General features: G+C 49.6%; 33 protein-coding genes. 26 read left to right on the top strand and 7 right to left on the bottom strand.

Annotation, left to right across the window (positions count from 1 at the left end; translation table 11 throughout):
• Window positions 1–226: 226 nt before the first annotated feature.
• Both ACMHLI_RS02730 and ACMHLI_RS02725 read left to right on the top strand, forming a co-directional pair.
• On the top strand, window positions 227–1147 hold the full coding sequence (locus ACMHLI_RS02730) for an SPFH domain-containing protein (RefSeq protein WP_413528149.1): 921 nt from the start codon (window positions 227–229) through the stop codon (window positions 1145–1147).
• Window positions 1147–1608, top strand: coding sequence for an NfeD family protein (locus tag ACMHLI_RS02725; RefSeq protein WP_413528148.1), 462 nt, complete (start codon window positions 1147–1149; stop codon window positions 1606–1608). The genes ACMHLI_RS02730 and ACMHLI_RS02725 overlap by 1 nt, the downstream gene beginning before the upstream one ends.
• On the opposite strand, the gene cueR is transcribed toward ACMHLI_RS02725, so the two are convergent.
• The 3 genes from cueR to ACMHLI_RS02710 form a co-directional block, all read right to left on the bottom strand.
• Entirely contained in the window at window positions 1590–2006 is a 417-nt protein-coding gene (cueR, locus tag ACMHLI_RS02720; RefSeq protein WP_413528147.1) for a Cu(I)-responsive transcriptional regulator, read from the bottom strand. The two genes, ACMHLI_RS02725 and cueR, sit on opposite strands and share 19 nt — an antisense overlap.
• A gap of 89 nt (window positions 2007–2095) precedes the next feature.
• Window positions 2096–3115: a tyrosine-type recombinase/integrase gene (locus ACMHLI_RS02715; protein WP_413528146.1), complete on the bottom strand. Its 1020-nt coding sequence runs from the start codon at window positions 3113–3115 to the stop codon at window positions 2096–2098.
• An 84-nt stretch (window positions 3116–3199) separates the two neighbouring features.
• Window positions 3200–3484 carry a helix-turn-helix domain-containing protein gene (locus tag ACMHLI_RS02710; RefSeq protein WP_413528145.1) on the bottom strand — a complete coding sequence of 95 codons (285 nt, stop codon included), beginning with the start codon at window positions 3482–3484 and terminating at the stop codon, window positions 3200–3202.
• Window positions 3485–3587: 103 nt separating this feature from the next.
• Here ACMHLI_RS02710 and ACMHLI_RS02705 point away from each other — a divergent pair, with 103 nt between their 5' ends.
• The 9 genes from ACMHLI_RS02705 to ACMHLI_RS02665 all read left to right on the top strand — a co-directional run bounded on the left by ACMHLI_RS02705 (window position 3588) and on the right by ACMHLI_RS02665 (window position 11411).
• On the top strand, window positions 3588–3998 hold the full coding sequence (locus ACMHLI_RS02705) for a hypothetical protein (RefSeq protein WP_413528144.1): 411 nt from the start codon (window positions 3588–3590) through the stop codon (window positions 3996–3998).
• A 217-nt stretch (window positions 3999–4215) separates the two neighbouring features.
• Window positions 4216–4716 carry a replication protein B gene (locus tag ACMHLI_RS02700; protein ID WP_413528143.1) on the top strand — a complete coding sequence of 167 codons (501 nt, stop codon included), beginning with the start codon at window positions 4216–4218 and terminating at the stop codon, window positions 4714–4716.
• Between the two features lie 59 nt (window positions 4717–4775).
• On the top strand, window positions 4776–5018 hold the full coding sequence (locus ACMHLI_RS02695) for a DUF2732 family protein (protein ID WP_413528142.1): 243 nt from the start codon (window positions 4776–4778) through the stop codon (window positions 5016–5018).
• Window positions 5018–5236: a TraR/DksA C4-type zinc finger protein gene (locus ACMHLI_RS02690; protein ID WP_413528141.1), complete on the top strand. Its 219-nt coding sequence runs from the start codon at window positions 5018–5020 to the stop codon at window positions 5234–5236. Before ACMHLI_RS02695 ends, ACMHLI_RS02690 begins: the two co-directional genes overlap by 1 nt.
• 4 nt (window positions 5237–5240) lie before the next feature.
• A complete protein-coding gene (locus ACMHLI_RS02685) occupies window positions 5241–5519 on the top strand; it encodes a DUF5405 family protein (protein WP_413528140.1) in 279 nt (92 codons plus the stop codon).
• 2 nt (window positions 5520–5521) lie between these two features.
• A complete protein-coding gene (locus ACMHLI_RS02680) occupies window positions 5522–7825 on the top strand; it encodes a replication endonuclease (protein WP_413528139.1) in 2304 nt (767 codons plus the stop codon).
• A 76-nt stretch (window positions 7826–7901) separates the two neighbouring features.
• Window positions 7902–8621: a hypothetical protein gene (locus tag ACMHLI_RS02675; RefSeq protein WP_413528292.1), complete on the top strand. Its 720-nt coding sequence runs from the start codon at window positions 7902–7904 to the stop codon at window positions 8619–8621.
• A gap of 80 nt (window positions 8622–8701) precedes the next feature.
• A complete protein-coding gene (locus ACMHLI_RS02670; RefSeq protein ID WP_413528138.1) occupies window positions 8702–10429 on the top strand; it encodes a hypothetical protein in 1728 nt (575 codons plus the stop codon).
• A gap of 424 nt (window positions 10430–10853) precedes the next feature.
• Window positions 10854–11411, top strand: coding sequence for a hypothetical protein (locus tag ACMHLI_RS02665; protein WP_413528137.1), 558 nt, complete (start codon window positions 10854–10856; stop codon window positions 11409–11411).
• Between the two features lie 146 nt (window positions 11412–11557).
• On the opposite strand, the gene ACMHLI_RS02660 is transcribed toward ACMHLI_RS02665, so the two are convergent.
• Both ACMHLI_RS02660 and ACMHLI_RS02655 read right to left on the bottom strand, forming a co-directional pair.
• Complete coding sequence (locus ACMHLI_RS02660; protein ID WP_413528136.1) at window positions 11558–12568, bottom strand: phage portal protein; 1011 nt, start codon at window positions 12566–12568, stop codon at window positions 11558–11560.
• A 1-nt stretch (window position 12569) separates the two neighbouring features.
• A complete protein-coding gene (locus ACMHLI_RS02655; protein WP_413528135.1) occupies window positions 12570–14339 on the bottom strand; it encodes a terminase ATPase subunit family protein in 1770 nt (589 codons plus the stop codon).
• 161 nt (window positions 14340–14500) lie between these two features.
• Here ACMHLI_RS02655 and ACMHLI_RS02650 point away from each other — a divergent pair, with 161 nt between their 5' ends.
• The 11 genes from ACMHLI_RS02650 to ACMHLI_RS02600 all read left to right on the top strand — a co-directional run bounded on the left by ACMHLI_RS02650 (window position 14501) and on the right by ACMHLI_RS02600 (window position 20176).
• Window positions 14501–15346 (top strand): GPO family capsid scaffolding protein, encoded by an 846-nt coding sequence (locus ACMHLI_RS02650; RefSeq protein ID WP_413528134.1) that lies wholly within the window; start codon window positions 14501–14503, stop codon window positions 15344–15346.
• Between the two features lie 45 nt (window positions 15347–15391).
• Window positions 15392–16468 (top strand): phage major capsid protein, P2 family, encoded by a 1077-nt coding sequence (locus tag ACMHLI_RS02645; protein WP_413528133.1) that lies wholly within the window; start codon window positions 15392–15394, stop codon window positions 16466–16468.
• Between the two features lie 2 nt (window positions 16469–16470).
• Window positions 16471–17241, top strand: coding sequence for a phage terminase small subunit (gene gpM, locus ACMHLI_RS02640; protein WP_413528132.1), 771 nt, complete (start codon window positions 16471–16473; stop codon window positions 17239–17241).
• Between the two features lie 96 nt (window positions 17242–17337).
• Window positions 17338–17850: a head completion/stabilization protein gene (locus ACMHLI_RS02635; RefSeq protein WP_413528131.1), complete on the top strand. Its 513-nt coding sequence runs from the start codon at window positions 17338–17340 to the stop codon at window positions 17848–17850.
• Entirely contained in the window at window positions 17850–18053 is a 204-nt protein-coding gene (locus ACMHLI_RS02630; RefSeq protein WP_413528130.1) for a tail protein X, read from the top strand. The genes ACMHLI_RS02635 and ACMHLI_RS02630 overlap by 1 nt, the downstream gene beginning before the upstream one ends.
• 2 nt (window positions 18054–18055) lie before the next feature.
• Window positions 18056–18265 (top strand): HP1 family phage holin, encoded by a 210-nt coding sequence (locus ACMHLI_RS02625; RefSeq protein ID WP_217202987.1) that lies wholly within the window; start codon window positions 18056–18058, stop codon window positions 18263–18265.
• The gene (locus ACMHLI_RS02620; RefSeq protein ID WP_413528129.1) at window positions 18249–18758 is read left to right on the top strand and encodes a lysozyme; all 510 of its coding nucleotides are present in this window, start codon (window positions 18249–18251) and stop codon (window positions 18756–18758) included. The genes ACMHLI_RS02625 and ACMHLI_RS02620 overlap by 17 nt, the downstream gene beginning before the upstream one ends.
• Complete coding sequence (gene lysB, locus ACMHLI_RS02615) at window positions 18755–19177, top strand: Rz-like lysis system protein LysB (RefSeq protein ID WP_413528128.1); 423 nt, start codon at window positions 18755–18757, stop codon at window positions 19175–19177. Before ACMHLI_RS02620 ends, lysB begins: the two co-directional genes overlap by 4 nt.
• Window positions 19062–19304, top strand: a complete 243-nt coding sequence (gene lysC, locus ACMHLI_RS02610) for an Rz1-like lysis system protein LysC (RefSeq protein WP_413528127.1) — start codon at window positions 19062–19064, stop codon at window positions 19302–19304. Before lysB ends, lysC begins: the two co-directional genes overlap by 116 nt.
• Entirely contained in the window at window positions 19267–19734 is a 468-nt protein-coding gene (locus tag ACMHLI_RS02605; RefSeq protein WP_413528126.1) for a phage tail protein, read from the top strand. The genes lysC and ACMHLI_RS02605 overlap by 38 nt, the downstream gene beginning before the upstream one ends.
• Window positions 19727–20176 (top strand): phage virion morphogenesis protein, encoded by a 450-nt coding sequence (locus tag ACMHLI_RS02600; protein WP_413528125.1) that lies wholly within the window; start codon window positions 19727–19729, stop codon window positions 20174–20176. The genes ACMHLI_RS02605 and ACMHLI_RS02600 overlap by 8 nt, the downstream gene beginning before the upstream one ends.
• A gap of 135 nt (window positions 20177–20311) precedes the next feature.
• Here ACMHLI_RS02600 and ACMHLI_RS02595 read toward each other — a convergent pair whose 3' ends face one another.
• Both ACMHLI_RS02595 and ACMHLI_RS02590 read right to left on the bottom strand, forming a co-directional pair.
• Window positions 20312–21217: a hypothetical protein gene (locus ACMHLI_RS02595; RefSeq protein ID WP_413528124.1), complete on the bottom strand. Its 906-nt coding sequence runs from the start codon at window positions 21215–21217 to the stop codon at window positions 20312–20314.
• A gap of 18 nt (window positions 21218–21235) precedes the next feature.
• Window positions 21236–21853 carry a hypothetical protein gene (locus tag ACMHLI_RS02590; RefSeq protein ID WP_413528123.1) on the bottom strand — a complete coding sequence of 206 codons (618 nt, stop codon included), beginning with the start codon at window positions 21851–21853 and terminating at the stop codon, window positions 21236–21238.
• 148 nt (window positions 21854–22001) lie between these two features.
• On the opposite strand from ACMHLI_RS02590, the gene ACMHLI_RS02585 reads away from it, so the two are divergent.
• Genes ACMHLI_RS02585 through ACMHLI_RS02570 form a run of 4 tightly spaced genes read left to right on the top strand, consistent with a single transcriptional unit; the run spans window position 22002 to window position 24447 of the window.
• Window positions 22002–22643, top strand: a complete 642-nt coding sequence (locus ACMHLI_RS02585; protein WP_413528122.1) for a phage baseplate assembly protein V — start codon at window positions 22002–22004, stop codon at window positions 22641–22643.
• 17 nt (window positions 22644–22660) lie between these two features.
• Window positions 22661–23011, top strand: a complete 351-nt coding sequence (locus tag ACMHLI_RS02580; protein ID WP_413528121.1) for a GPW/gp25 family protein — start codon at window positions 22661–22663, stop codon at window positions 23009–23011.
• A gap of 4 nt (window positions 23012–23015) precedes the next feature.
• A complete protein-coding gene (locus ACMHLI_RS02575; protein WP_413528120.1) occupies window positions 23016–23924 on the top strand; it encodes a baseplate J/gp47 family protein in 909 nt (302 codons plus the stop codon).
• The gene (locus tag ACMHLI_RS02570; RefSeq protein ID WP_217202979.1) at window positions 23917–24447 is read left to right on the top strand and encodes a phage tail protein I; all 531 of its coding nucleotides are present in this window, start codon (window positions 23917–23919) and stop codon (window positions 24445–24447) included. Before ACMHLI_RS02575 ends, ACMHLI_RS02570 begins: the two co-directional genes overlap by 8 nt.
• The last annotated feature ends 9 nt before the right edge of the window (window positions 24448–24456 follow it).

Raw genomic sequence — 24456 nt, 5'->3', positions numbered from 1 at the left:
AATTAAGACCCTGGCGCACACCGGCCCTCCCCCAGCCGGTGTGCGTATTTTTGTGCCCTTTTTCCTGTCTTTTTCCCCTCTGAACTATCCTTTATTAATACGATGACTCACGTAAGTGTGCGACAATTGACCTCGCGTCTTGCCATCGGTAAACGCTCAGGGACTTGTTTTATCGCGATATTCCAGCCGGAATATTCAGGACACAGTTTTACAGGAGTTTCATACTATGTTTGACCTTATTCCCATCCCAATCATCATTCTAATCGTGCTCGCGCTGCTGGTGGTTTATGCCGGGATCAAGATAGTGCCGCAAGGCTACCAGTGGACCGTCGAACGCTTCGGCCGTTATACCAAAACCCTGATGCCGGGGCTGAACCTCGTTGTACCTTTTGTTGACCGCGTCGGTCGCAAGATCAACATGATGGAACAGGTGCTGGATATCCCCTCCCAGGAAGTGATCTCCCGCGATAACGCCAATGTTGCCATCGATGCTGTGTGTTTCATTCAGGTCATCGACCCGGCGCGTGCCGCCTATGAAGTCAGTAATCTGGAACAGGCGATCGTCAACCTGACCATGACCAACTTCCGTACCGTTCTCGGTTCAATGGAACTCGACGAGATGCTGTCGCAGCGCGACAATATCAACGCACGTTTGCTGCATATCGTCGATGAAGCCACCAATCCGTGGGGGGTAAAAATCACCCGTATCGAAATCCGCGACGTGCGTCCACCGGCTGAACTGATTTCTGCGATGAACGCGCAGATGAAAGCTGAACGTACCAAGCGTGCCGATATTCTTGAAGCGGAGGGTGTGCGTCAGTCGGCTATTCTGCGCGCTGAAGGTGAAAAGCAGTCGCAGATCCTCAAAGCAGAAGGTGAACGTCAGTCGGCATTCTTACAGGCTGAAGCGCGTGAACGTGCAGCAGAAGCCGAAGCGCAGGCGACCAAAATGGTGTCTGAAGCCATCGCGGCGGGCAGCGTTCATGCCATCAATTACTTTGTGGCACAGAAATACACCGACGCACTGACCAAAATTGGCTCCGCCAACAACAGCAAAGTGATTATGATGCCGCTGGATGCCAGCAGCCTGATGGGCTCGATTGGTGGTATCGCTGAATTACTAAAAGAAACTAAAGGCGGCAAATAATGCTGCAAAACCTGATGGCAACGCCGCATCTGTTCTGGCTGTCGCTCGGCGGCCTGTTACTGGCAGCTGAGCTCGTCGGGGCCAGCGGTTATTTGTTGTGGAGCGGCGTCGCTGCGGCGCTGGTAGGGTTAGTTACCTGGATCCTGCCGCTGCCGTGGGAATGGCAGGGTGCGGCGTTTGCCGTACTCACCATTATCGCCGCGTGGTTGTGGTGGAAGTGGCTAAATCAGCGCGTGGATAAAAACAGCAACAACGCGTCGCTGAACCAGCGCGGCCAGCAGCTGGTGGGCACTTATGCCACCGCGATTGAGCCGCTGGTAAATCACTTCACGCGGGTAAAAATCGGCGACAGCAGCTGGCGGGCAATCTGTACCTCGCCCTTAAGCGTCGGTGACGAAGTCATTATCACCGGTGTGGAAGGCGCGACGCTGCGGGTGGAACCTCAATCCCGCAAATCCTGAGGATTGTGACAACAGCCACTGAGATTGTCGATGATCGGGCAGTTTGCACCGTCATCTCCCGGACAGGACTCCGCCAGCGTGAGCAGACGCTGGCGCATCACTTTCAGCTCTTCAATGTGCCGCGCAATTTCCGCGGCCTTTTCCAGCGTACGAGCTTTCACATCGGCACTGTGGCGCTCGGGATTATGGAACAGCGCCACTAGCTCCTGACACTCATCAAGCGTAAATCCCACCTGCCGCGCCTGACGCAGCAGCGTCAGCTCTTCAATGTGTTTTTGCGCGTAGCTGCGATAACCGTTTTCACTGCGCATCGGCGCAGTCACCAGCCCTTTCTCTTCGTAAAAACGGATCGCTTTGCTGGTCAGCCCGGTTTTTTTCGCCACATCACTGATATTCATTTTGACTCCTTGACCTTCCCCTTGCTGGGGGGAATTGGTACCCCGTAGCCACCTAAGTGACTACGGAGAATCAATAAGTTAAGACCCCGCTATACCCCATTTACCCCCTTTTGACCTTCAATGTGTGGTCGCAATGTGGACACTTTTGATAGCGGGTTAAAACTTACCGCATCGGCCAGATAGTCCGGGGAGAAGTGAGCGTATGTCATAGTTTGCGAGACATCCGCATGGCCTAATATTCTTTGCAGCGTGATTATATTTCCGCCCTTCATCATGAAATGAGTGGCAAAAGTATGACGCAGAGCATGTGCAGCTTGACCATCCGGCAGGTTTGGCTTTGCCGCTTTCATCATTTTACGAAACCGACTGTAACTTACTTTGAATAAGCGGCCTGTTTCACGGTTCTTAACGATGTCTGCAACTTCTTGTGAGATAGGGACAACACGTTTTTCTCCATTTTTAGTATGGGAGAACATCACGTTATTCTGGATGATATTTTCAGCCTTGAGACCGTATGCCTCACCCCACCGCGCACCTGTTGCTAAACAGAGAATAGCTATCCGGTAATAATCACCCTTTATCGAAGATAGAAGAGTATCGATCTCGACGTCTGTGAGATATGACATCTCTGAGCGAACCTCTCTCAGTGGGGCGAGCGTAGCAACTAGATTTTCACCATGGAACTCATCAATCGCTCCCATTGCTTTGAAAATACCACTCAAGGCAAAAAGGTCATGATTAATAGTGGATGCCTTAATCCCTCTCTCTAAGCGATCGGCTCGGTATTCAATCAAGCACCGAGAATCTATTTGATAGAGCATCGGATCGTTCATGTCTCGGCAAATCCCGTTCACTGTGCTTAATCTCCGCCTTGCATATGGCAGGTTCCGACCTAGCAAAATCCACCAAGTTTCGATGAACTCACTCAAGCGACGTTTGTCAGCGGGTCGGTTGAGATAATCATAGTTCTGGTATTTTGCAATAATGCTTCGCTCGTAAGCATGGGCATCAGTTTTACGGTCAAACTTTTTACGGATGCGCTTTCCTTCGCGTCCCCGTGGTCTTACATCTACTTCAAAGCGACCATCTTCGAGTTTCTTAATCGACATAAGATAACCCTCGGATGTACTGCTCAATTTCTATCTCTAGTTCTTCAGCCCAAAGATAGTAAATATCTAACCAATTTTCCGCTGTTAGCGGGTGGAGCCTGTTTCGTCTGGCAAATAGTGTGCGAGAGCTGGAGCGATTTGCCCCTTCGCTGGGTCTATCTCATCGAACATAAACCAATCGCGGTACTTTCTGAAACGAGGATGTTTGAAAAACTTCATTGCTGACTCTAAAGACATCTTTGCTTTTCCACTCTCATAGCCATGATAAGTCACGTAGTTTATCCCGACCAATTCAGCAGTTTGCTTAACATTTAGTCTTTCTGACTCACGGATGAGCTTAAGCTTGTCGCTATCGAATGTTGACAACATTATAGAGATCTCTTATTTTATAAGCGTAGTCTATACAGGAGGCATCTAAACGCCTTCTGTACCCATCAGCCCCCTCTGGGGTTCAATTTGGAATCTTAGCACAATGAAAAACATCAGCGAAATTGACACACAATTTGCAAGGCAATTCCCTGTTGATACAGGACGTGCGTTGCGAGTGTGTCGGATGACAGAGAAGCAAATCCAAAAATTGCGCGACATGTCGCGAGATGAGCTGGCAAACCAAATTTTTGTTAACGCAGAAGAATTTGCTTACCTCACTGGCCGTACCCTTAAATCAGTGCAACATCTGATGGACAGAAATCAGATTCCAGTGCACCGGGAAGGAATGCCGGGTTCTAAACGCCCGAAGCGTTTCATCATGATGCAGGAATATCTGGATGCTTTACGTCATTGTCGCGCCATCATCACGGCTGACGAGCGCTATCACATTGACCGCCTAATGCGTGACAAAGCTACATACCGTCGCTCCTCAACCAGAAGAAAATCAGCCTGAATTAATCCGTAAAGCAATTGGCTAACAGCCAAGGGTCGGGAGGAACGATGCAACACACCCCAATCTCAGTAGCGAATTTTTTGCTTAACCATCAAGTCACACGTGCTTTAGATACCAGAATCACTCACGGAAAAGGCCGAAAAGGAATAATTATCCGCTGCCGTCGCAAGTACCCATTTTCTCAGTTACGCAATATGGCTTTATTAAGGTGGGCTAAATGACAGTAATCACTACGGCTATTGTGATGAACCAACCAGCAGGACTACGGGCTGTTGTAGGTGAACGCCTTGCATCGGCTCGCTGGCAAAGTTCCTGTAATTACTACAATAAAATGAGTGAGCGCGAACGTTTGACTATTTGTTTTCACGCTCAGCTAAGACAACGCCATTCAGTTATGAAACTGGAGGAAATGAATGATTGTGATCGGGAGCGCATTGTATGTGCGATAGATGAACTTCGCTCTGCTTTTGCTAAGTACCGAAGCTTTAGAATCACCAAGTCATGTTTCATTGGCCGCTTGAGTATTAGTGAACGTCGAACTTTATATTTTCACGCTGGACTGTCGGAAGAGGAATTCAGCCAGCCATATTGGCGTATAGAAGATGAAAATTGTACATGGCGCGAGGCTTTATTCAGGGCACTACGGGAATTATTTAGCTTATTTGAAAACGCACCAACAGTATTAACTTCGGTTCGACCCGAAACATACCTCCATTAAATAATAATTTTTCATTCTGCGCTTGATTGCGTAGGAGTTCCCTTTGTCTGGAATCAGATATGAGCTTAAGCGTTGGTCAAGAAATGAGAAACAAAGCAGATAGCGAAGCAACGAATTGGATGTTAAATCAGGCGCGAAATCAGGCCAAAGCTGATGCAGCAATCACCTTTTCCGCACATCTAGATTTGTTAATCAATTACGTCATACAAGAGCAATTAGACAGAGTTGAAATCCTTGAATTACTCGGACAAGAGTCCATCCGCTTTCACAACGAAGGTTTAGAAAATAAAGGAGTCTCGTAATGCCAGATTTAATGTATTTAGTTCAGCAAAGAAACCTCGATATCTTGTCTCATCAAGTGGCGGCATGTCGCATTAATTCCATTAGGGTATCAGCCAGCATATGTGAGGATTGTCAACAACCGATCCCAGCGGCTCGGCGAGCAGCATTTCCGGGAGTTGAGCGCTGCATATCTTGCCAAGAGATTACTGAACAGAAACTGAAGCATTACAGAGGGTAATTTTATGTTGAGGATTTCAGTCGGTAATAAATGGGTTATAACGAGTGACCGTTATCAGTTTATTTTAAATGAAAGGAAAATAGTCCTTTCTGGTGAAAAGAAAGGACAGCCGTATCTTGAGGCTGTCGGTTATTACTCCAAGATAGACCAGTTGGTTAGTGGCCTTGTACATTTTGATGTTAGAACGGCAGAAATAAAATCAATTTCAGCCTTGGTTGATAAAGTAGAACATGTCTGCAAACTATGCCAAGAGGCATTTCCTGCTGCGTTAGTGGGCAGATAATAATGCAGGATTTAAATAGGGGGCGTCATGCGCCCTCACCTCCTCCGAAATATAGCAACACTAACAAAATTAAATTTGTTGGAGTCTACTCTTGGAATGCGCCCAAAGAATCTATCGGCAAAGAAAGACCGCTTACCCGTGATGAATTCCATCAGGGGCAAGCGATTTTAAATAAAATTCATTCCCTTCCTCATTTTCTGAGCGGCATCTTTGCCGGTCGTCATGAGTATCTACGTAAAACCTCCGGCTTGCTGACCGCGCACCGTTTCCTGTTTAACGTTTTTATGCCACGCATCTGGCCACGCATTGAGATTGTTAACCATAAATATGCGAAGGAATTCGACGGTAGAGCGTTGCAATTATTCAGCGAAGAGACTGAAATCTATCGTCAGTTGCCGGGCATGAATGACCGCGAGCTTAAGCGGCTGGCCATGCGGATATCATCACGGCTGTTTACCGAATATGAAGATTTAAGCGACCAATACGTTGCTAACCACAATGGTGAGCAATCAACAGTATTTACTGACCGGGCACAGCAAGAAATATACGGGCAGATTGCCGGGATTGCCCGTCGCTTTAATGTCCGCCCTTTGCACTGGAAAAAATACTGTAAGCGCAAAATGAACATGCGCGCAGCGTTCTCCAGCATTGCGCGACTGGTAAATGACGAATGGTGGGTTCGCCAGTTAAAAGCGCAGCGGATGCAGTGGCGTGAGGCACTGCTGATTGCCGTTGGTGAGGTCAATCTGCAAAAGTCAGGCTATGCCAGCAAGCAAACCATTCGTGATGTTCGCGCGCGCCGTCTTGCCGCAATGGAATATCTGAAATCCTGCGATTTGGAGAACGTCGAAACCGGCGAGCGTATCGACCTGATTGATAAAGTCATTGGCAGTATTTCTAACCCTGAAATCCGCCGTATGGAACTGATGAGCACCATTGCAGGAATAGAAAAGTATGCAGCGAGCGTGGGGCATATCGGTATGTTTACCACCATCACTACGCCGTCAAAATATCACCCAACACGTCAGGTCGGAGCGAAAGAAAAGCGCCAAGTTAATTTTAATCACAAGTGGGATGATACGGCGTTTTCACCAAAAGACGGTCAGCGCTATCTGGTGAAAATCTGGAGCAAAATGCGCACGGCGTTCAAGGATGCCGGTATACGTGTTTATGGTATGCGCGTTGTTGAACCGCACCACGACGCCACGCCCCACTGGCACATGATGCTGTTCTGCGACCGTGCGCAGCGTCAGGCGGCTGTCGATATCATGCGTCGTTATGCACTAAAAGAAGACGGCCAAGAGCGCGGCGCTCAAAAGCAACGCTTTCAGTGCAAGCACATGAATAAAGGCGGTGCAGCAAGTTATATTGCTAAATATATTGCGAAAAATATTGATGGTTACGCCCTTGATGGCGAATTGGATCACGACACCGGACGCCCATTATCTGAAACGGCCGCAGCGGTTACCGCATGGGCTTCTACTTGGCGCATCCCCCAGTTTAAATCTATCGGCGTTCCTACCATGGGAGCCTATCGCGAACTGCGCCGTTTACCGCGTGGGGTGAGTATCGCCAATGAGTTTGACGAACTGGTCGAAGCTGCCCGCGCAGCAGCCGATACGGGCGATTTTGCTGCATATATTTCGGCACAGGGTGGAGCAAACGTGCCGCGTGATATGCAAACCGTCAGAACTGCCCGGCATGTTGTTGATGAGCTCAACGAATATGACGAAGAGATCCAAAAGGTCATCGGTATTTATGCCCCGCATCTTGGCGCTGGCCATATCCATGAAACCCGTACAACACAATGGCGTATTGTCTCTAAGGCCGTTGACGTTGCTGTTCATCCTTTGAATTTACTAAGCGCCTCCGGCGCGCCTTGGAGTCCTGTCAATAACTGTGGGGAGGTTGAGACAGGACTCCGGCAGAGTTTGCCCCCAACACCTTCTGAGTACGCCACTGCGGTAATGAAATTAGTTGAGCGCGGCGATGTTGGGTGGAATGAGTCGGATGTGGCTAAGGTGTTGGGAAATGCTGCCAGACGACAATCGCCGTCGGTTAATCATCAGCAGCAGAGCTTTAATCCGTCGAAACCGTGTGAACTTGCCCCATCTGCACGATTAACAAAAGAGGAGCGAGCCAGAGTGCCGCAGATTTACCGTGAGTTAGTAAGCAATGGCATCACTCCAAAGCGCTGGGAGTTGGAGGCGTTGGCTTGTGGCGCGTCGGTGAGGTTTAACGATAAGACATTTTCATTTTCGGTATCAAAGGGTTGGCCCGGTTTTTCCAATAATGTTCACATGTAAATAAATGTTTTGCTAACATACGTATGTAGATAACACACTGTATACACATGATAATTAATTTCTCATGGGGATTATTTTGGAGCTAATACTTTCATTCATTTCTTTATTTTGTCTTCTGGCTTTTATTTTAGGCTTAATCAAACCTCAATGGGTAAAAATGCCGAGTAGGAAACACTCAAGTGCAATATACGGGCTGGCTTTCGTGTTTGTCGGTTTGTTGAGTGCGTCACTGTTCCCAACGGTTCAGAAAGATGTGGCTAAAAAAGCCGAGTCTATGGAAGAAAAGCCACCAGCTTTTGAGTATGCCGATTTAAAGCTTGTTGAGTACCGCCGGAAAACGCAAGCAGAACGCCATGAGATAGTGAACGATTACGTTAAATTTAATGAAATACCAGCGAGTGACAGTGATGGATTCTATGCTTGCATGAGTCAGCACAGTATCACCAAATCTGAAGAGTTGCCGCTTAGTGAAGTTCTTGGGTGGTGTAATAACGATTATCAAAAAGACCCTAAATCACTAGCTGTTTTCACGAATCTTGATGTTTTTCAAAGCAATTTTAGCGGCTGGAATGGTGCATATCGACCACTCGAGAAGTTGATTAAGAAAAGTATGAATGATGATTCATCTTATAAACATGTAGAAACCACTTCGCGACTTATTTTAGGCAAAGACCCTTACGCTGTAGTAAAAACACGCTTCAAAGGGACTAACCCTTACGGGGGGATTGTCACGCAGACAGTGGCAGCTCGCGTGGATGTTAAAACTGGAAATCTTGTTGAAATGATTGAAGAGTAATAATTTATCTTATAATGCTTCGCTGAGTTTAACCTCGGTTAGCCAATTCGTAAGTTTCATATAAATCATTAGAGGGTATCATGGAGAGAATTTTCCGAGCTAGACCATTTAAGACACGAAATGCAGATGAGTACGACATTAGCACTTTATTGAATTTGTTTGTTAATCCTCTAAATGGATTGTCAACGCCCTTTGACTATGAAAATTCAATAATCAAAGGGCGTATGGGGTCTGGTAAGACGATGTATCTTCGAGCTAATCAAGCCTTCTATCTTTCATCTTTGTTACCCGCCTTAATGGAAGGTGCAGATGAAATTATTCTACCGATCATGATTAAATTAAATGATTTCCAGCACTTAACTGAACCAAGCGAAATATATAGACAAGTTGTAATCAAAATAGTGGAAGAACTAACTTCAATTTACTTGCATTTTGAAGGGGTGAAGAACCTTAAGGATATACATGGTAACCTGCGTCTTATTCCGAGAGATTTGATTACGCGGCATAAGAATTCTGAAATGATGCTTAAAATATCAGCGCTGAGTAGCGATGAGTATTTGCAGAGAATTAATATTGATAAGCAAAATAAAGGAAGTGTTAAGGTAAGGTTTTTGGAGGCCTCTAGTGAGTGGAAAAAAAATTATTTTCAGGAGTTTAAGAAAAAAGCCAATCCGGGGATAAAAGACATAGAGGAGTGCTATAAGTATTTACTCCAAGAGAATGATGGTAAAATTCTCCTTTTAATTGATGAGGCAGGAGCGTTAGATAAAGGTTTTTTTAAAGGCGAACAAGAAAAATCCGGACTGTTTGAAACTTTAATGAACCAGTTCAGAACAGCGTCATTTATTAGAACTAAAGTTGCTGTTTATCCTAATTCATATTCTGACATGTTAACTGAGACTCGCTATGGGGATGTTATTATGTTGGAAAATAATATTAAGGATGAAGCAGGCTATGTCAAATTGCGTTCCAAGGCTATAAGTATAATTAATAACTATATTAACCCCAAAAACGATGAAGAGTTGCCTTTTAGAGCTGATGACATATTTGAAATTAAAGGTGGAGAACAAATATATGGAGACGCACTAGAGATGATTCTCTATGCCTCTCATGGTAATATGCGAAGATTAATTCATCTCTTTGATTTAAGTATGGACATGGCTTATTCTGAAAATTCTTATGCCAGCCGCGTTGAAAAAAGCCACGTCATTGAAGCCTTAAAAAAACATGCAATAAATAATGAAAGTACTTTAACTAATCAGGATCGTGAATTTTTGCAAAATCTTGTTTCTGTTTGTCGCAGTCGTTCAGCATATCAGTTTTCTTTTCCTAATGTCCCGCTTTACAAATACACCAGTCGTTCAAAGGAATATAATATTGTAAATATTGAGGATCCGGGATCTGGTCGTAAAGCTACGGTATATTCTTTTGATTTTTCCTTTTGTATCTTGAAAGACATCCCAACACATAGAATGAATGACGATGAAAGAGTTTATAAAGAAAGGTCTGGAGACATTGGCCGCTGGTCATCAAGGAAAGCAGTGATTACACAAGGAATGATTGAGCAGGCATCTTTGCCAGGGAAAATAGAAGGTAAGGTCACATTTTATGATGCTGTAAAAAAACACGGATTCATTTTGCTCGATGAACCTTCTGACGAGCCTTCTAATGAGCGTTTTTTCTTTCAATGCAGTGATATTATCGAAGATGATAAAAGTAAAAACATTCATATTGGCAAACGACTTCGCTTTTACCCATCAGAGTTAAGTAATGGTATGAATTATGCCAATATGATTGAAGTTTTATGATTTCGGGTTTGGTTGTTAGATAGCCCTAAAAAGAAATCATTGAATTGCGTTCTTCTGCATCTTATTGCACTGGATTTGATGACTAACTTGTGAAGACCGTGTCAGTTCTGACGCGGTTTTAGTTAGATGATGCAACTGCATCAAAACCGACGTACAAAGCGGGCAGGCGTGGCGGGGATAGCATTGCGCGCATACCCACTTTTTAATATTCATTCTCGTGCCTGAGCGCGCCGGTTAGGCATGTGGAGAGTTTCATACAGCGGTACTCGTGACCTTGCTAACTCTGGAGCATTCGGACATTTTTTTAGCTCAGGGTTATACCTAGTCTGACAGTAGGTTTTGTGCCTGTAGCGGATGTTCCTTACAGTGCGGTATGTTAATTTAAGGGGAGCAGGTCAAAGGTTCTAAACAAAAGGAGAATAAGATGGAGAGTAGTGATCGGCTTGCAATAACCAGCCTGATTGTCGCGGGGTGTGGTGTCTTCATTGCGCTCTGTGCGCTGGGTCTTTCGGTGTATATGGGCTGGATGCAAAAAAATTATTACGAGATTTCAGTTCAACCTTACATTACCCTTGTGCCAACCGTTGAACCGGGTAAGAAAGAGTATGGTTTTTATCTTTACAACGCGGGTATGGGAAAAGGATATATTGAAAATGTTGAGTATTTCCTCAATGGTAGGCAAGTTGAGGGCGATAACTCGTCTGCCTTAGTACAGGTTGTTAGTTATTTGGGCTTCAATAAAGACTGTTTTGCTTATGGCAACCCAAGGAAAGGTGATTCGGTATCGCTGGATGAAATGAACACTCTTCTTACAGTCAGCACGGGGGCATCTTCATTATCTCAGTGCAAAAGCACATATGAAGAGTTTTTCAAAGTATTAATTGGCAAACATAATGCGTTCACGATTAAGTTAAAATACAGATCGATTTACAATATCTCATATCTTTACGATTCGTCAGATAACTCTCAGAAAAAACTTTAATAATCTTGAGGGAGATGGCACCACTCCATCCCTTCTTAATGGCTGGATGCATCGCTTGAATAATGTCAGATTCGGCGCTTTTATACGGCTTTTAGCGCATGATAATGCTGCCAATATTTCGGCAGCATTATCTGGCAGGACAGTGCTTACAGCTCGTATTCAGTGAACCGCACCACCTTTTTTCCTGCCCACTCGTTTAACTCTTTCATACGTTCCTGCAAGGGAACCAGCTCATTACGCACAAAAACCTTTGCCGCTTTCTCAACATCCCCAAACCCTCCGGTGTTGTTCGGGATAATACCCATCATCTGCGGTGGCACCCGGTGCGCGCTGAGCAGGTCGTCGCGTGTTGCGTTCTTGATGTTAAAGAAATCATCTTTCGTGGCCACCTCACTGAGCGGGATGATTTTAATGGCGTCGGCTTTCCCGCCGGGCGCATGGTAGAAAATATTTTTAAAATTACCTGAGCCCTTAGATTTGGTCATCATGTCGCGCAGTGCGGTAACGTCCTGAGAGTTTTGCGCCGGGTCGGTCACGTACATGACATAGCCCGCGTGAGCCCCGTTGAGAAAATACTTGCGGCGATACAGTGTGGCTGATTCATTGAGCCACGCGCTATTTAACGCGCTGAGGTATTCTGGTAGGCCGTAGAGCTCCTGATTAATGTCCGGCTCTTGCAGATGGAACACGCTCCCTTGGTCGAATGTGTGCGGGGTAGTCATGTCCTCCACAAACCAATAGACATCACCTTCAACGCCTCGGCGGGTGTATTTGGCCGGTGAGGTCTCAAGTTTGAGCAGCTTGCCGGTCACGCTCATACGTTTTTCAATAAATGCGTTACCAAAAACAATGTAATCAAGCGCATAACGGCTAAATTGCTGCTGTGAAAGCATTGGGTGCGGGATGAACGTGCTGGCCAGAATGTTGCGCTTAACGTACATCGGCGAACTGTGATGCACGGCGGCGCGGAAACTTTTAGCCAGCCCGGAGAATGTCACCGGCGGTTCGTACCACTTCCCGTTACTCATACACTCCAGATAGTTAAGAATGTCGCGCCTGTCCATTACCGTGGCCGGTTCGTCAAAGCGAAACATCTCGCTTTTCTGCGTATCATTTTTCGCTGTCAGTTTTTTTGCCCTGCGGTTTCTTTTGCTCATATCAGTACATCACCAATGTGGATTTCATTTGCCTGCCGGAGGCGGCTGTCAGCGGCTCGTTGATTAATACGTGCATGGTTGCCCACGCAACGTCGGCGTGACTGGCTTCTTCACTGCGGCTGGCTCGGAAGGTTGATTTAGCACCGCTGGCGGTCATTGTTTTTTGAATGGCCATAAAAGAGGCGGTGATATCGGTGTGTCCGGCGTCATATTGCAGGCACCCGCGATGGATGGTGTTTTTGGCTTTTAGCACCATTTCGGTTTTGATTTCCGGCGTGTATTTAATTTCGCGCGCAGCCGGATAAAACTGCCTGACGAGCTGGTAAACACCCTGCCCTACGGTGGTTGCGTCAATGCCGATGTACTCGACGTTATATTTTTCCGTCAGTGCCTCAATGGCCTTAGCCTGTGCATCAAAATCCATGCCCTGCCACTGGTGCCGCTCCAAAATACGGAATATGCCGCCCGGCTGTTCCGGTGGAGCGATGACGACGCAACCGGCACTGTCGCCGCCGTTCGCCTCCGACGGGTCGTAACCAATCCACACCGGATTATTATCAAACGGATGATGAACGTAGGGATTAAAGTCCGGCCATTCTTCCAGACTGTCCACCATGCAGCTCTGCAAAGATTCGAACGGAAATACCGACGCTTTATCATCGACAAATTCGCACATCAGCAGGTTCTGATATTCCGACGGCGCATATTCCAGACAAAGCTGGTCGAGGTCGAACAGGTCGCAGCCACCTGCCAGCGCATCATCTATGGTGACAATCTGCCGCCACTGGCCGTCGTCACATTTAACCCCTGCGGCTAAATGGCTGTGGCTGAGGTCAAGCTGAATGCGCTTACTTTTATCGCGCTGACCTTTGTTAAAGAGCTCTCCCGACCAGAACGGGTAAGCGCTGTGGGCTAGGCTCGACGGCGTGGAAAAATACGTGGTACGCCATTTTTTATGCAGCGACATCCCGGAGGCCACCTTGCGCAGCTCCTGAAATTTCGGGATCCAAAAATATTCATCCAGATAAAGATTACCGGTGTAGCTCTGCGCGGTGCGGATATTTGTCCCCAGAAAGAACAGGCGCGCGCCGTTTGAAAGCTGCATCGGATCGCCTTTAAGGTCTACGTCCACCTGCCGGGCAAAGTCGATGATGTAATTTTTAAAGACGTGCGCCTGCGATTTACTGGCCGAGATGAATATCTGATTACGCCCTGTGGTCAGCGCATCAAGCAGCGCCTCGCGGGCAAAAAAGAAGGTCGCGCCAATCTGTCGGGATTTAAGAATATTGCGGATACGATGCTGCAAACCCGCCTGATGCCAGCCGCGCTGATATTCAAACGCATCATCGAGAAAGATATCGCTGAGTTTCGCGATCGCCTCGTCAGAGAAAACATTTTTCTCAACCTTCTTACGTTCTCCTTTATTGCGGTTGGCCACGTTGGGATTTAAATCCGCCTCGCTGCCGGTGGACATGTAGCGGTTAACCCTTGCGAGGCGCTCAATCTGTCGGCCTAGCAGGTCGATTTCTTTAAAATCCTGCCCCTCTTTTTTACTCTTCATTACCAGTTGGATGACCCGCGCCTCAATGCTGGTTTCAATGCGTGAAATCGGGGCAACGGCGTCCCATTTCTCGCGCTGCTTCCAGCTTTGCACTGTGGGTTTTTTCAGGCTTAGCATTTCCGCTATTTGCGTGACGGAAAAACCCTGCCAGTAAAGCAGTGCCGCCTGTCTGCGCGGATCGCTGATTAATCCTGCGTTGTTCTCGTTCATTGTGTCGCTCCGCTGAATGGATGTGCGTCACGCTACGCAACCGCCCGCCCCCTCGCATTAAGCCCCTGTTGTGTAACAGATCGTCAGACGGCAACCGCTGGCCGTTGTGGCGTCTGGTCGGGAAACTAAGTCCGAACCCAACCCAAACAGGACAGCGAACAATGGCAAAGAAAGTATCTCAATGGTTTCGTATCGGCGTTGAGGGGGACACCTGCGACGGACGCGAAATCGACGCCAACGATATTCATCAAATGGCGGCGTCATTTGACCCGCGCGTCTACGGTTGCCGCATCAATCTGGAGCACTTCCGGGGGCTGATGCCAAACGGCGATTTTAAACGCCTTGGCGATGTGGTCGAGCTGAAAGAAGAGCTGATTGATGATGATTCAATCCTCAATGGCAAATGGGCGTTGTTCGCCAAAATGACCCCCACTGACGAGCTGGCTACCATGGTCAAAGCCGGTCAGAAAATTTATACCTCCATGGAAATTCGCCCGAATTTCGCCAACACCGGTAAAGCCTATCTGGTCGGTCTGGCCGTCACAGATGACCCGGCAAGCCTCGGCACTGAAATGCTGGAATTCAGCGCCCGCGCCAAGGTGAACCCGTTCGCCGGTAAGAAAGACCACCCCGATGATTTGTTCTCTGTGGCCACACTTGCCCAGCTGGTATTCGAAAATCAGCCCGACGGCGCGATTTCCAGCCTGACAGGCAAAATCAAAGGGATGTTTAAAGCAAAGCAGGCCAGCGACGACGCGCGTTTTTCTGACGTGCAGGGAGCAATCACCATCGTCGCCGAAGAGCTGCAAAACACGGGCGAAGCCACCGCTCAGCGTTTCAGCGCTATGGAGCAGGAAATCACCGCGCTGAAAGGTCAGGTCACTGCCAGCGAAACGGCGCTTTCTTCCCTGCAATCGTCTCTTGACGATACCGAAAGCTTTAAGCAGCCGAAGCGTCCGGTATCGCCCGGCGGCGATGGTGCCAGCACCTTTATGACCAACTGCTGACCGGCAGCGTTATCCCTGAATTCCTGATAAACAGAAGAGAGAAATATGCGCAAGAATACCCGCTTTAAATTCAATGCCTACCTGTCCCGCGTGGCTGAACTCAACGGCGTTGACGTGGAAGACCTGAGCCACAAATTCAGCGTGGAGCCGTCGGTCACGCAGACCCTTATCACTACCGTGCAGGAGTCATCAGAGTTTCTGACCCGCATCAATATGGTGCCGGTGGATGAGCAGGAAGGTGAAAAAATCGGCCTCGGCGTGACGGGCTCTATTGCCAGTACCACCAATACCGACGGCGACAAAGAGCGTAAAACCGCTGATTTCCAGTCGCTGACCTCGCGTAAATATAAATGCGAGCAGGTGAACTTCGATTTCCATATCCGTTACAACACGCTAGACCTGTGGGCGCGTTATCATGACTTCCAGATCCGTTTGCGTGATGCTATCGCCAAACGTCAGGCGCTGGATTACATCATGGCCGGTTTCAACGGCGTGAGCCGCGCGGCAGACTCAGACCGCAGCAAATACCCGATGTTGCAGGATATCGCGGTGGGCTGGCTGCAAAAAATGCGCAACGAAGCCGCCGAACGTGTGATGGATAAAATCACCGATGATGACGGCGCAGTGGTCTCCGCCACCGTGCGTATCGGTAAGAATGGCGACTTCGAAAACATCGACGCCGCCGTTATCAACGCCACCGATTTTCTGCTGGATGCATGGCACTCCGAAGATCCGAATCTGGTTGTCGTGTGTGGCCGCAAAATGCTTTCCGATAAGTATTTCCCGCTGATTAACAAGTCACAGGAAAACACCGAAAAACTGGCCGGTGACATCATCGTCAGCCAGAAACGCATCGGTAATTTGCCTGCGGTTCGCGTGCCCTACTTCCCTGACAATGCCCTGCTGATCACCCGTCTGGATAACCTGTCTATTTACATCATGGACAGCTCACACCGCCGCCATATTGAAGAAGTGGCGCGCCGTGACCGCATCGAAAACTACGAGTCACTGAAAATTGACTATGTGGTCGAGGACTACGGCTGCGCGGCGATGATTGAAAACATCCAGCTAGGTGATTTCACCCCGGAAGAAACCCCAGCCGAAACAGAAAGCGAGGCATAACCATGCTGAGTCCCGCACAGCGTCACATGATGCGGGTCTCTGCTGAAAAAGCCTCGTCGCAGCGGGTGAGTAATCCGCTGCGTTCGGCACTGCCCTACGGCCAGATGCTGATGAAGCTGCGCGGAGACCGCCAGATATTGAAAACAATTTATTCCGTGGAAGACAAAGCCCGGCGTAAGCGCGACATGTTGCCGTCGTATGCGCCGTGGATCGCCGGTGTACTGGCCAGCGACGCGGGCAGTCAGGACGACATTCTGATGACCATGCTCCAGTGGTCGCTGGATGCCGGAGACATTCGCGGGTCATTTGACATGGCGCGCTATGCGCTGAAACACGGTCTGACCGTCCCTAACAACAAACGCCCCGCGCCGTACCTGTTTGCCGAAGATGTTGCGCTGGCGGCAATGCGCGCCCGCAGTGCCGGTGTGCCCGTCAGCGTTGATGACCTGCTGACCGCCATTGATATGACGCTACCGTTTGATATGCCAGACCCTGTGCGCGCCAAGCTGCACAAAATCACCGGTCAGGTTTTGCGTGATGACGGCCAGCCTGAGCAGGCACTGATTCACCTGCAACGTGCCATGCAGCTCGACAGCGCCGCCGGTGTGAAAAAAGACATAGAACGGTTGGAGAGAGAATTGCGGCCAGCGCCCGAAGCTGTGAAGCCTAAAGCCGCCCCGGCTAAGCGCGGACGTCCGGGCAATGCCGCAAAGCCTACTGCGACACAGGCCAAGCGTGGACGCCCACGCAAAACCACACTCTCCGGCAGTTAACCGAAAGCGCCCCGCGCCGGACGGCACGCAGGCTGATGCAGGTTTTTACCTCGTCTGACGCCTGCGTCCACCGTCCACCTATTTGAGGTTTAAGAAATGGACATTGTTATGACCACCGCCCCGGCGCGATCCGCTGTGGTTATTCCCCCTAACTTGGTTATTCCGCCTGATGCGGTGGTGAGTCCGGTTATCACTAATACCTTTTTTTTCCCTGACGTTGACCCGGAGCTGGTGAGTGAAAACATCCGGCTTGGCCACGTTGTCACGCCTGCGCGTTTTCGCCGCGCAATTAAGGCCGCGATGGCCGAGGTGAACGCCGAGCTTTATCCCTATCGCGATGCGCAGATTGAGGCGGGTTTTAAAACGCTGGCGGAGGTTCCCGCCGAACAGCTCGACGGTGAAAGCGTGAAGTGTTTCCACTATTTGAGCGCGGTCTGTGCGATGACTACCGCCGTGATTTATGAGCGTTACCGCAGCTATGACGCCAGCGCGAAGGGGGACAAAAAGGCCGAAGCGCTGGAGGTTTCTGTAGATGACCAGTGGCGCGATATGCGCTGGCACGTCTCCCGCCTGCAAGGTCAGGCGCGCGGCATGGTGAGCCAGCTCTGATGCAGGTTATCGCGCAGCAGGGCGACACGCTCGACGCCCTGTGTTATCGCCACTACGGGCGCACCGGCGGCGTGGTTGAGTCCGTGCTTGCTGCCAATCTCGGACTGGCTGAGCTGGGCGAAATTTTGCCACATGGCACCGTGGTGATTTTGCCCGCCGTTGACGCCGCGCCGATATCTGAAACCGTCCAGTTATGGGACTGAAAATGGAAAAAATCACATCACAGATTGCCTACGGCCTTGCCATGTCACTGGCGTTTATTGGTGCGCTGACCCCGCAGGACATTGCGTTTCTGGTGGGGGCTCTGGTTGCGGTGGGGACATTCTTTGTTAACTGGTATTACCGCCGCAAAAGTTACAAATTGCTGGAGCGTAACGGCCTGAGTCGGAGGGTTTTCGATGAGCTCAATCGTTAAGCGTTGCAGCGTGGCCGCAGTGCTGGCTCTGGCCGCACTGATGCCCGATTACCGTTATGTAAAAACCTCCGATGAGGGGCTGGCACTGATTGCTGACCTTGAGGGGTGTCGCCTGAGTCCTTACCAGTGCAGCGCAGGCGTATGGACATCAGGTATCGGCCACACGGCGGGGGTGAAACCGGCAAATAACATCACCGAACATGACGCCGCCCGCAATCTGATCGCCGACGTCATCATGACCGAACGCGCCGTGGATAAGTGTATGCCGGTGGCCATGCCGCGACCGGTATATGACGCGGTGGCCAGTTTTGCGTTTAACGTTGGCACCGGCGCAGCCTGTCAATCCACGCTGGCCAACTTCATCAGGCTTGGTGAATGGGCGAAAGCCTGCCAGCAGCTTCCGCGCTGGGTGTATGTCAACGGCGTGAAAAATACGGGGCTGGAAAACCGGCGCGCGCGCGAGCTGAAACACTGCCTGAAGGGGGTGCCATGAAATTTATCATTGCCGCGTTACTGCTCTCACTGGTGGCATCCCTTGCCGGTTGGCGATGGGCGAATAATAAGGTCACTGAGGCAAGCCGCACCATTGCGCAAATGCAGGGGGCGCTTGCGGCCAACGCGGTGGCCATCAGTGAACTGCAAGCCAGCGGTCAGCGTAACGAGCGGGCACAGGTGGTGCTGCGTCAGCAAGTCACCGCAGCGGGTCAGCTTGCTAGCCGTCGTAATCAAACCATCACGAGGTTACTGAATGAAAATGAAGCCCTGCGCCGCTGGTATCAGTCTGCTCTGCCTGACGATGTTGTCCGGCTGCACACGCGACCCGAATTTACCAACCCCGGCGATTATTTACGTTGGCTGTCCGAAAGTCAGCAGTTGCCCGATACCGGCCAGCAGCCCGAAAACCAACGGTGACTTAGGCGAAGACAATCGCCAACTTGAGGGCGCGCTGGTGAACTGTGCGCTGCAAGTCGAAGCCGTTAAAGAGTGTCAGGAGTCCTACAATGTTGAAGCCCGCCAGCCTGAGAAAGGCGCTCTTTAAATCCGTGCCGCTGCTGCGTGATAACCCGGACATGTTGCACATGTTTGTGGACGGCGGCGTTATTAACGCCACGCTGGCCGCGTCGCTTTCATTCGAGAACCGCTATACGCTGGATATTGTGGTAACCGATTACACCGGTGATTTAAACCTGCTGATTGTGCCGGTCAACGTCTGGCTGCGTGAGCATCAGCCGGACATTATGACCACCGAAGAAGGGAAGAAGCGCGGCTTCACCTACGTGGCGGATATTAACAGTGCCGATAGCAAAGACGTGCGCATGAGCCTGCAACTGACCGAGCGCACTATCGTCAAAGAGGTTGACCACAGGCTAAGCGTGACGCCACTGGACGAACCCCCGCCACCGGTGCCGGTACACCGGCCTAGGGAGTTGTATGTGCATGGCGAGCTGGTGAGTCAATGGGATGAATGAGCTCAAGCCTTTTGACGATAAGTTATCCGGGCTGCTGGAAAGCCTGTCACCGGCTGGCCGTCGCAAGATGGCCTCAGACATTGCCAAGAAACTGAGAGCCAGCCAGCAGCAGCGCATCAAGCGACAAAAAGCCCCGGACGGTACGCCGTATACCTCCCGAAAGCGTCAGCCTATAAAGGCTAAAAAGGGACGGGTAAAGCGCGAAATGTTTGCCAAGCTGCGCACGGCGCGATACCTCAAGGCCAAAGGCTCGGGGGATGCGGCGACGTTGGAGTTTGTGGGTAAGGTTCAGCGCATTGCGCGCATTCACCAAGAGGGGCTAAAAGACCGGCCAAACCGGCACAGCCAGCCGGTGAAGTACGAAGCCCGTCTGCTACTGGGCTTTAGTGCCGCTGACCGCCAGATTGTTGAAGATGTGATCCTCTCCCAGCTCATTGAATAAAGAGCTGGGAGAGGGGTTATTTAATTGTATTTCCGGCGACAGGACATGACAGTATGCTGTGATTGAACACGATTAAATCCGATCGACGATTAAGAACCAAAGTTGGACGGAGATAATTTATTTTTATAGATAAATTCATCTTTCAGTTGAGACTCTGGCAACACGATTCCCAACATCCCAACCATTTTCGTCTGGAAGTGACATCCCACCCATGGGCATTAACAAAAAGTTACCAATAGTGGGTCCAAATGATTCAGTCGTGTTAATTCCAGCATAAGTCATGCTAAAGGTATTAGCATTTAGATTGGATAAGTATGAAATTCTAGTGCCAATAACACTCGATTGGGATAGCTGTATATACCCACCGATAGTATCTGCGGTGTTTTGATTTATCCAGTTATTTAAAGCTATAAATGGAGTGCGCCACCAATTTATTGTGTCAATCGCAAAGCGCTGTCTAGTGGTATCAATTAATCTATGAAACTCATCTTGATGATTGCCTAATAAAACAGGGTTCCCTAAATCAAGGTTTTGGCAATCTTCAATATCAAGAGTTGCTGGGCTTGCACCAGAATTATTGAGTTTAATGATCTTGAGGGCTTGTGTTCTTTTGCAAAATCCAAAAATCACTATTTCCACTTGGACTGCACTGGGGAAAAGTTGACCAACATCCATCATGTATTTTTCAGCGATATTTTTTGCTAATAAAGCAATTTCATACAAGCTTGGGTAATTTTCAGTAGGCAGTTCCTGTTCTGTAGAGTTATTACCTATCTCATGTAGCTGAGAGAGCGATGTTGCGAGAATTTCTTTAACATTAATACCTATTACTGTACTCCCAGCGAAACCGAATCCAAATTCTAATATTTTCTGTGGGAATATACGATATACGTCCGTTGAGCGGATGACTGATACTGGGATTGAGAATAACTTAGGGCAGTGATCAGTAAGAGTGCTATTTTGTTGGTTAATTCTCGAGTCGCTCACAGCCCAAATACTTTCATGTTCTTCTCTATTAATCCAACATGCAATTGCGGTCATATTTCCACTCCTCTAAGTCTATTTATTATTTTCATCATCATGATACATATCATAAATTTCCACGTAGTTATCGTTCCGAAGATCAGATATTTTTGAAAGTATGTCTCTTGGGGCTTCATCATAAAAAGTAAGAGATATACCGTTAGGCAGTCCGCTATGAGTTTCTAGATGGTTAACTTCAAACATACCCTCTAATTCAAGCATTTCAGTGTAGCGTAAGCCTAAGTTTTGGGCGTGCCATATTGTCAGTTCGGTTTCATCATCAGGTGTATTTAGTCCGCGTGGAAGCACTTCTAATTCAGCTTTAATGATTCCTTTTTCTTTCCAATTACGAAGATATCCAGACCAGAGATTGGCTCTTAAATTCGACTCTTGATTGAATCTTCCAGCATTCCAAACTGTAATTTCTCGGCTACCGTCGATTTTGTGAAGAGTGATTTCGGCACGTTTATCAGCAATCAATTTTTCCTTGAAGGCCTTCTCAGAAGGAATGAACAGCAGGAGTGGTTTAATTTCTTGTTTAAATTCCACCTCATCTAACAGACGCTGGATTACTTGGTCAGGGGTATCAAAACCTACTGCTCTGGCGGCAAGTCGTTCAAAAACACTGTCCGAAACGGCAATATCTTTACTCATAATTCATTCCATATATGATTAAAAAATCTATCATATATGATTACGTAGTGTTTGCAAGAAGAGTAAAGAACTCATCACCACTGTTGTACCACCGATAGTCCTACGCCCACACGTTGTCGCCGGATCTCCCCGGCGGCATCCTTTCCTCATGAATACACACGAAACTCTTTCCGAACTTGCGCGCACAGTGCGAGACATCATCCGTATTGGCGTGGTTGCCGAAGTGGATACCACGCTGGGACTTTGTCGTGTCCAGTCCGGTGAGCTTGTAACTGACTGGCTGCACTGGTTTACGTCACGCGCCGGTAGTTCGCGTACTTGGTGGGCACCTTCCGTAGGTGAGCAGGTTTTGCTGCTTTCCCTTGGCGGTGAGCTTGATACCGGGTTCGTGCTGCCGGGCATTTATTCCGATGATTTCCCCGCGCCGTCGGCATCACCGCAGGCGTATCACGTCAGTTTTTCTGACGGTGCGGTGCTGGAGTACGAGCCGAAAACTGGCGCGCTGACTGTGAGCGGTATTCAGACCGCTGATATTTCCGCTGCAACGTCAATCAGTGCCACCGCGCCTAATGTCACCGTCACGGCCAGCAGCAAAATCACGCTTGATACGCCGGAGGTGGTGTGTACGAACAAGCTGACCACCGGCTCATTAGAGGTGAAAAAAGGCGGTGCGATGAAAGGCAATATTGCGCATAGCGGCGGCACGTTTACCTCCAACGGTGTGCAGGTGGATACCCACACACACGGCGGCGTCCAAACCGGTGGCGGAAACACCGGTAAACCGAATTGATAGCTGAGGTTTTGATAATGACTAACGCGAAATATCTCGGCATGTCACGCCAGTCAGGGCGCTCGGTTGAAGACATGGCGCACATCAACCAGTCAGTCAGTGACATCTTGCGAACGCCGTTAGGCTCTCGGGTCATGCGCCGAAATTATGGCTCGCTGCTTTCCGCGCTGACCGACCAGCCGCAAAACGCGGCGCTGCGGCTGCAAATCATGGCCGCGTGTTATTCGGCGATCCTTCGCTGGGAACCGCGCGTCAGCCTGACCGGCATCACCTTTGAAACCACTTACAGCGGGGAAATGGTGGTCAATATTACCGGCGACCGCACGGATTCCCCCGGCGGTTTCTCTTCTTCCATCTCACTGAGTTAACGCTATGGCCACGATTGATTTAAGCCAGCTCCCTGCGCCGGATGTGGTCGAAGAGCTGGACTATGAAACCTTGCTGGAAGAACGCAAAGCCACGTTGCTGTCACTGTATGACGAGAGCGAACGGGAGGCCGTCGCCCGCACCTTGGCGCTGGAATCTGAGCCTATCGTCAAACTGTTGCAGGAGAATGCTTACCGCGAGGTGATTTTGCGTCAGCGTGTCAACGAGGCGGCGCGCGCCAATATGCTGGCCTACGCCACCGGCGCTGACCTCGACCAGCTCGGCGCAAACTATAACGTTGCGCGGCTGGTTATCACGGAGGCTGATGATACGGTGCTGCCGCCGGTTGCCGAGGTACTGGAAAGTGACAGTGATTTTCGTGTGCGTATTCAGCAGGCTTTCGAGGGTCTGAGCGTGGCCGGTTCAACGGGCGCTTATCAGTTCCATGGCCGCAGTGCTGACGGTCGGGTTGCGGATGTGTCGGTGATTAGCCCGGAACCTGCCAGCGTGACGATTTCTGTGCTGTCGCGTGAGGGAGACGGCGCAGCCAGCGCGGAGCTTATCGCGATTGTGAATGCGGCGCTCAACGCCGAAGACGTGCGCCCGGTTGCTGACCGCGTGACCGTACAGTCAGCAAAGATTGTGCCTTATCAGATTATTGCCGAGCTCTACGTTTATCCGGGGCCGGAATTAGAGCCCGTTAGGCTGGCCGCGCTGGATAAGCTTAACGCTTACACGCAGGCACAGCACCGGCTGGGGCGTGATATTCGTCTCTCTGCGATTTATGCCGCGCTGCACGTTGAGGGCGTTCAGCGTGTCGAGCTTACGCAACCGGTGGCCGATCTCGTACTGGACGACACGCAGGCGTCATTTTGCACCGAATCCTCCATCACTATCGGAGGGACTGATGAGTAATGCAAGGCTCTTGCCCGTAGGTTCATCGCCGCTTGAGGTTGCCGCCGCTGCGGCCTGCGCCGAACTGACCGCTGTACCCGTCCCGCTGCGCGATTTGTGGAACCCGCAAACCTGCCCGGCAAAATTCTTACCCTATCTGGCGTGGGCATTTTCCGTTGACCGGTGGGATGAGAAATGGCCGGAGGCGACCAAGCGCAGCGTTATCCAGTCGGCTTATTTCATCCATACCCATAAAGGCACCATCAGCGCGATCCGTCGGGTAGTTGAGCCGCTCGGTTACGTCATCAACATTTCTGAATGGTGGGAAACCAGCAGCCCGCCCGGCACGTTTCGCCTTGATATCGGCGTGCTGGAAAGTGGCATCACCGAAGAGATGTATCAGGAGATGGAGCGGCTTATCGCCGATGCCAAACCGGCCAGCCGCCACCTTGAGACGCTGACCATCATTCAGGATATTCCCGGCCATATTTTTGTTGGTGCGCTTTCTTACGACGGCGACGTCATCACCGTTTATCCGGCCTAATCAGAGGAC

It is taken from the genome of Rahnella inusitata (genome assembly GCF_965118895.1).
Classification (GTDB): domain Bacteria; phylum Pseudomonadota; class Gammaproteobacteria; order Enterobacterales; family Enterobacteriaceae; genus Rahnella; species Rahnella inusitata_A.
The sequence above is the reverse complement of the archived record's forward strand: the minus strand, read 5'-3'. Positions and strand labels throughout refer to the sequence as shown.

Bases quoted from the DNA above. Each gene is read 5' to 3' on its own strand.
- ACMHLI_RS02730 (WP_413528149.1), top strand. From the start codon at position 227: ATGTTTGACCTTATTCCCATCCCAATCATCATTCTAATCGTGCTCGCG.
- ACMHLI_RS02725 (WP_413528148.1), top strand. From the start codon at position 1,147: ATGCTGCAAAACCTGATGGCAACGCCGCATCTGTTCTGGCTGTCGCTC.
- cueR (WP_413528147.1), bottom strand. From the start codon at position 2,006: ATGAATATCAGTGATGTGGCGAAAAAAACCGGGCTGACCAGCAAAGCG.
- ACMHLI_RS02715 (WP_413528146.1), bottom strand. From the start codon at position 3,115: ATGTCGATTAAGAAACTCGAAGATGGTCGCTTTGAAGTAGATGTAAGA.
- ACMHLI_RS02710 (WP_413528145.1), bottom strand. From the start codon at position 3,484: ATGTTGTCAACATTCGATAGCGACAAGCTTAAGCTCATCCGTGAGTCA.
- ACMHLI_RS02705 (WP_413528144.1), top strand. From the start codon at position 3,588: ATGAAAAACATCAGCGAAATTGACACACAATTTGCAAGGCAATTCCCT.
- ACMHLI_RS02700 (WP_413528143.1), top strand. From the start codon at position 4,216: ATGACAGTAATCACTACGGCTATTGTGATGAACCAACCAGCAGGACTA.
- ACMHLI_RS02695 (WP_413528142.1), top strand. From the start codon at position 4,776: ATGAGCTTAAGCGTTGGTCAAGAAATGAGAAACAAAGCAGATAGCGAA.
- ACMHLI_RS02690 (WP_413528141.1), top strand. From the start codon at position 5,018: ATGCCAGATTTAATGTATTTAGTTCAGCAAAGAAACCTCGATATCTTG.
- ACMHLI_RS02685 (WP_413528140.1), top strand. From the start codon at position 5,241: ATGTTGAGGATTTCAGTCGGTAATAAATGGGTTATAACGAGTGACCGT.
- ACMHLI_RS02680 (WP_413528139.1), top strand. From the start codon at position 5,522: ATGCAGGATTTAAATAGGGGGCGTCATGCGCCCTCACCTCCTCCGAAA.
- ACMHLI_RS02670 (WP_413528138.1), top strand. From the start codon at position 8,702: ATGGAGAGAATTTTCCGAGCTAGACCATTTAAGACACGAAATGCAGAT.
- ACMHLI_RS02665 (WP_413528137.1), top strand. From the start codon at position 10,854: ATGGAGAGTAGTGATCGGCTTGCAATAACCAGCCTGATTGTCGCGGGG.
- ACMHLI_RS02660 (WP_413528136.1), bottom strand. From the start codon at position 12,568: ATGAGCAAAAGAAACCGCAGGGCAAAAAAACTGACAGCGAAAAATGAT.
- ACMHLI_RS02655 (WP_413528135.1), bottom strand. From the start codon at position 14,339: ATGAACGAGAACAACGCAGGATTAATCAGCGATCCGCGCAGACAGGCG.
- ACMHLI_RS02650 (WP_413528134.1), top strand. From the start codon at position 14,501: ATGGCAAAGAAAGTATCTCAATGGTTTCGTATCGGCGTTGAGGGGGAC.
- ACMHLI_RS02645 (WP_413528133.1), top strand. From the start codon at position 15,392: ATGCGCAAGAATACCCGCTTTAAATTCAATGCCTACCTGTCCCGCGTG.
- gpM (WP_413528132.1), top strand. From the start codon at position 16,471: ATGCTGAGTCCCGCACAGCGTCACATGATGCGGGTCTCTGCTGAAAAA.
- ACMHLI_RS02635 (WP_413528131.1), top strand. From the start codon at position 17,338: ATGGACATTGTTATGACCACCGCCCCGGCGCGATCCGCTGTGGTTATT.
- ACMHLI_RS02630 (WP_413528130.1), top strand. From the start codon at position 17,850: ATGCAGGTTATCGCGCAGCAGGGCGACACGCTCGACGCCCTGTGTTAT.
- ACMHLI_RS02625 (WP_217202987.1), top strand. From the start codon at position 18,056: ATGGAAAAAATCACATCACAGATTGCCTACGGCCTTGCCATGTCACTG.
- ACMHLI_RS02620 (WP_413528129.1), top strand. From the start codon at position 18,249: ATGAGCTCAATCGTTAAGCGTTGCAGCGTGGCCGCAGTGCTGGCTCTG.
- lysB (WP_413528128.1), top strand. From the start codon at position 18,755: ATGAAATTTATCATTGCCGCGTTACTGCTCTCACTGGTGGCATCCCTT.
- lysC (WP_413528127.1), top strand. From the start codon at position 19,062: ATGTTGTCCGGCTGCACACGCGACCCGAATTTACCAACCCCGGCGATT.
- ACMHLI_RS02605 (WP_413528126.1), top strand. From the start codon at position 19,267: ATGTTGAAGCCCGCCAGCCTGAGAAAGGCGCTCTTTAAATCCGTGCCG.
- ACMHLI_RS02600 (WP_413528125.1), top strand. From the start codon at position 19,727: ATGAATGAGCTCAAGCCTTTTGACGATAAGTTATCCGGGCTGCTGGAA.
- ACMHLI_RS02595 (WP_413528124.1), bottom strand. From the start codon at position 21,217: ATGACCGCAATTGCATGTTGGATTAATAGAGAAGAACATGAAAGTATT.
- ACMHLI_RS02590 (WP_413528123.1), bottom strand. From the start codon at position 21,853: ATGAGTAAAGATATTGCCGTTTCGGACAGTGTTTTTGAACGACTTGCC.
- ACMHLI_RS02585 (WP_413528122.1), top strand. From the start codon at position 22,002: ATGAATACACACGAAACTCTTTCCGAACTTGCGCGCACAGTGCGAGAC.
- ACMHLI_RS02580 (WP_413528121.1), top strand. From the start codon at position 22,661: ATGACTAACGCGAAATATCTCGGCATGTCACGCCAGTCAGGGCGCTCG.
- ACMHLI_RS02575 (WP_413528120.1), top strand. From the start codon at position 23,016: ATGGCCACGATTGATTTAAGCCAGCTCCCTGCGCCGGATGTGGTCGAA.
- ACMHLI_RS02570 (WP_217202979.1), top strand. From the start codon at position 23,917: ATGAGTAATGCAAGGCTCTTGCCCGTAGGTTCATCGCCGCTTGAGGTT.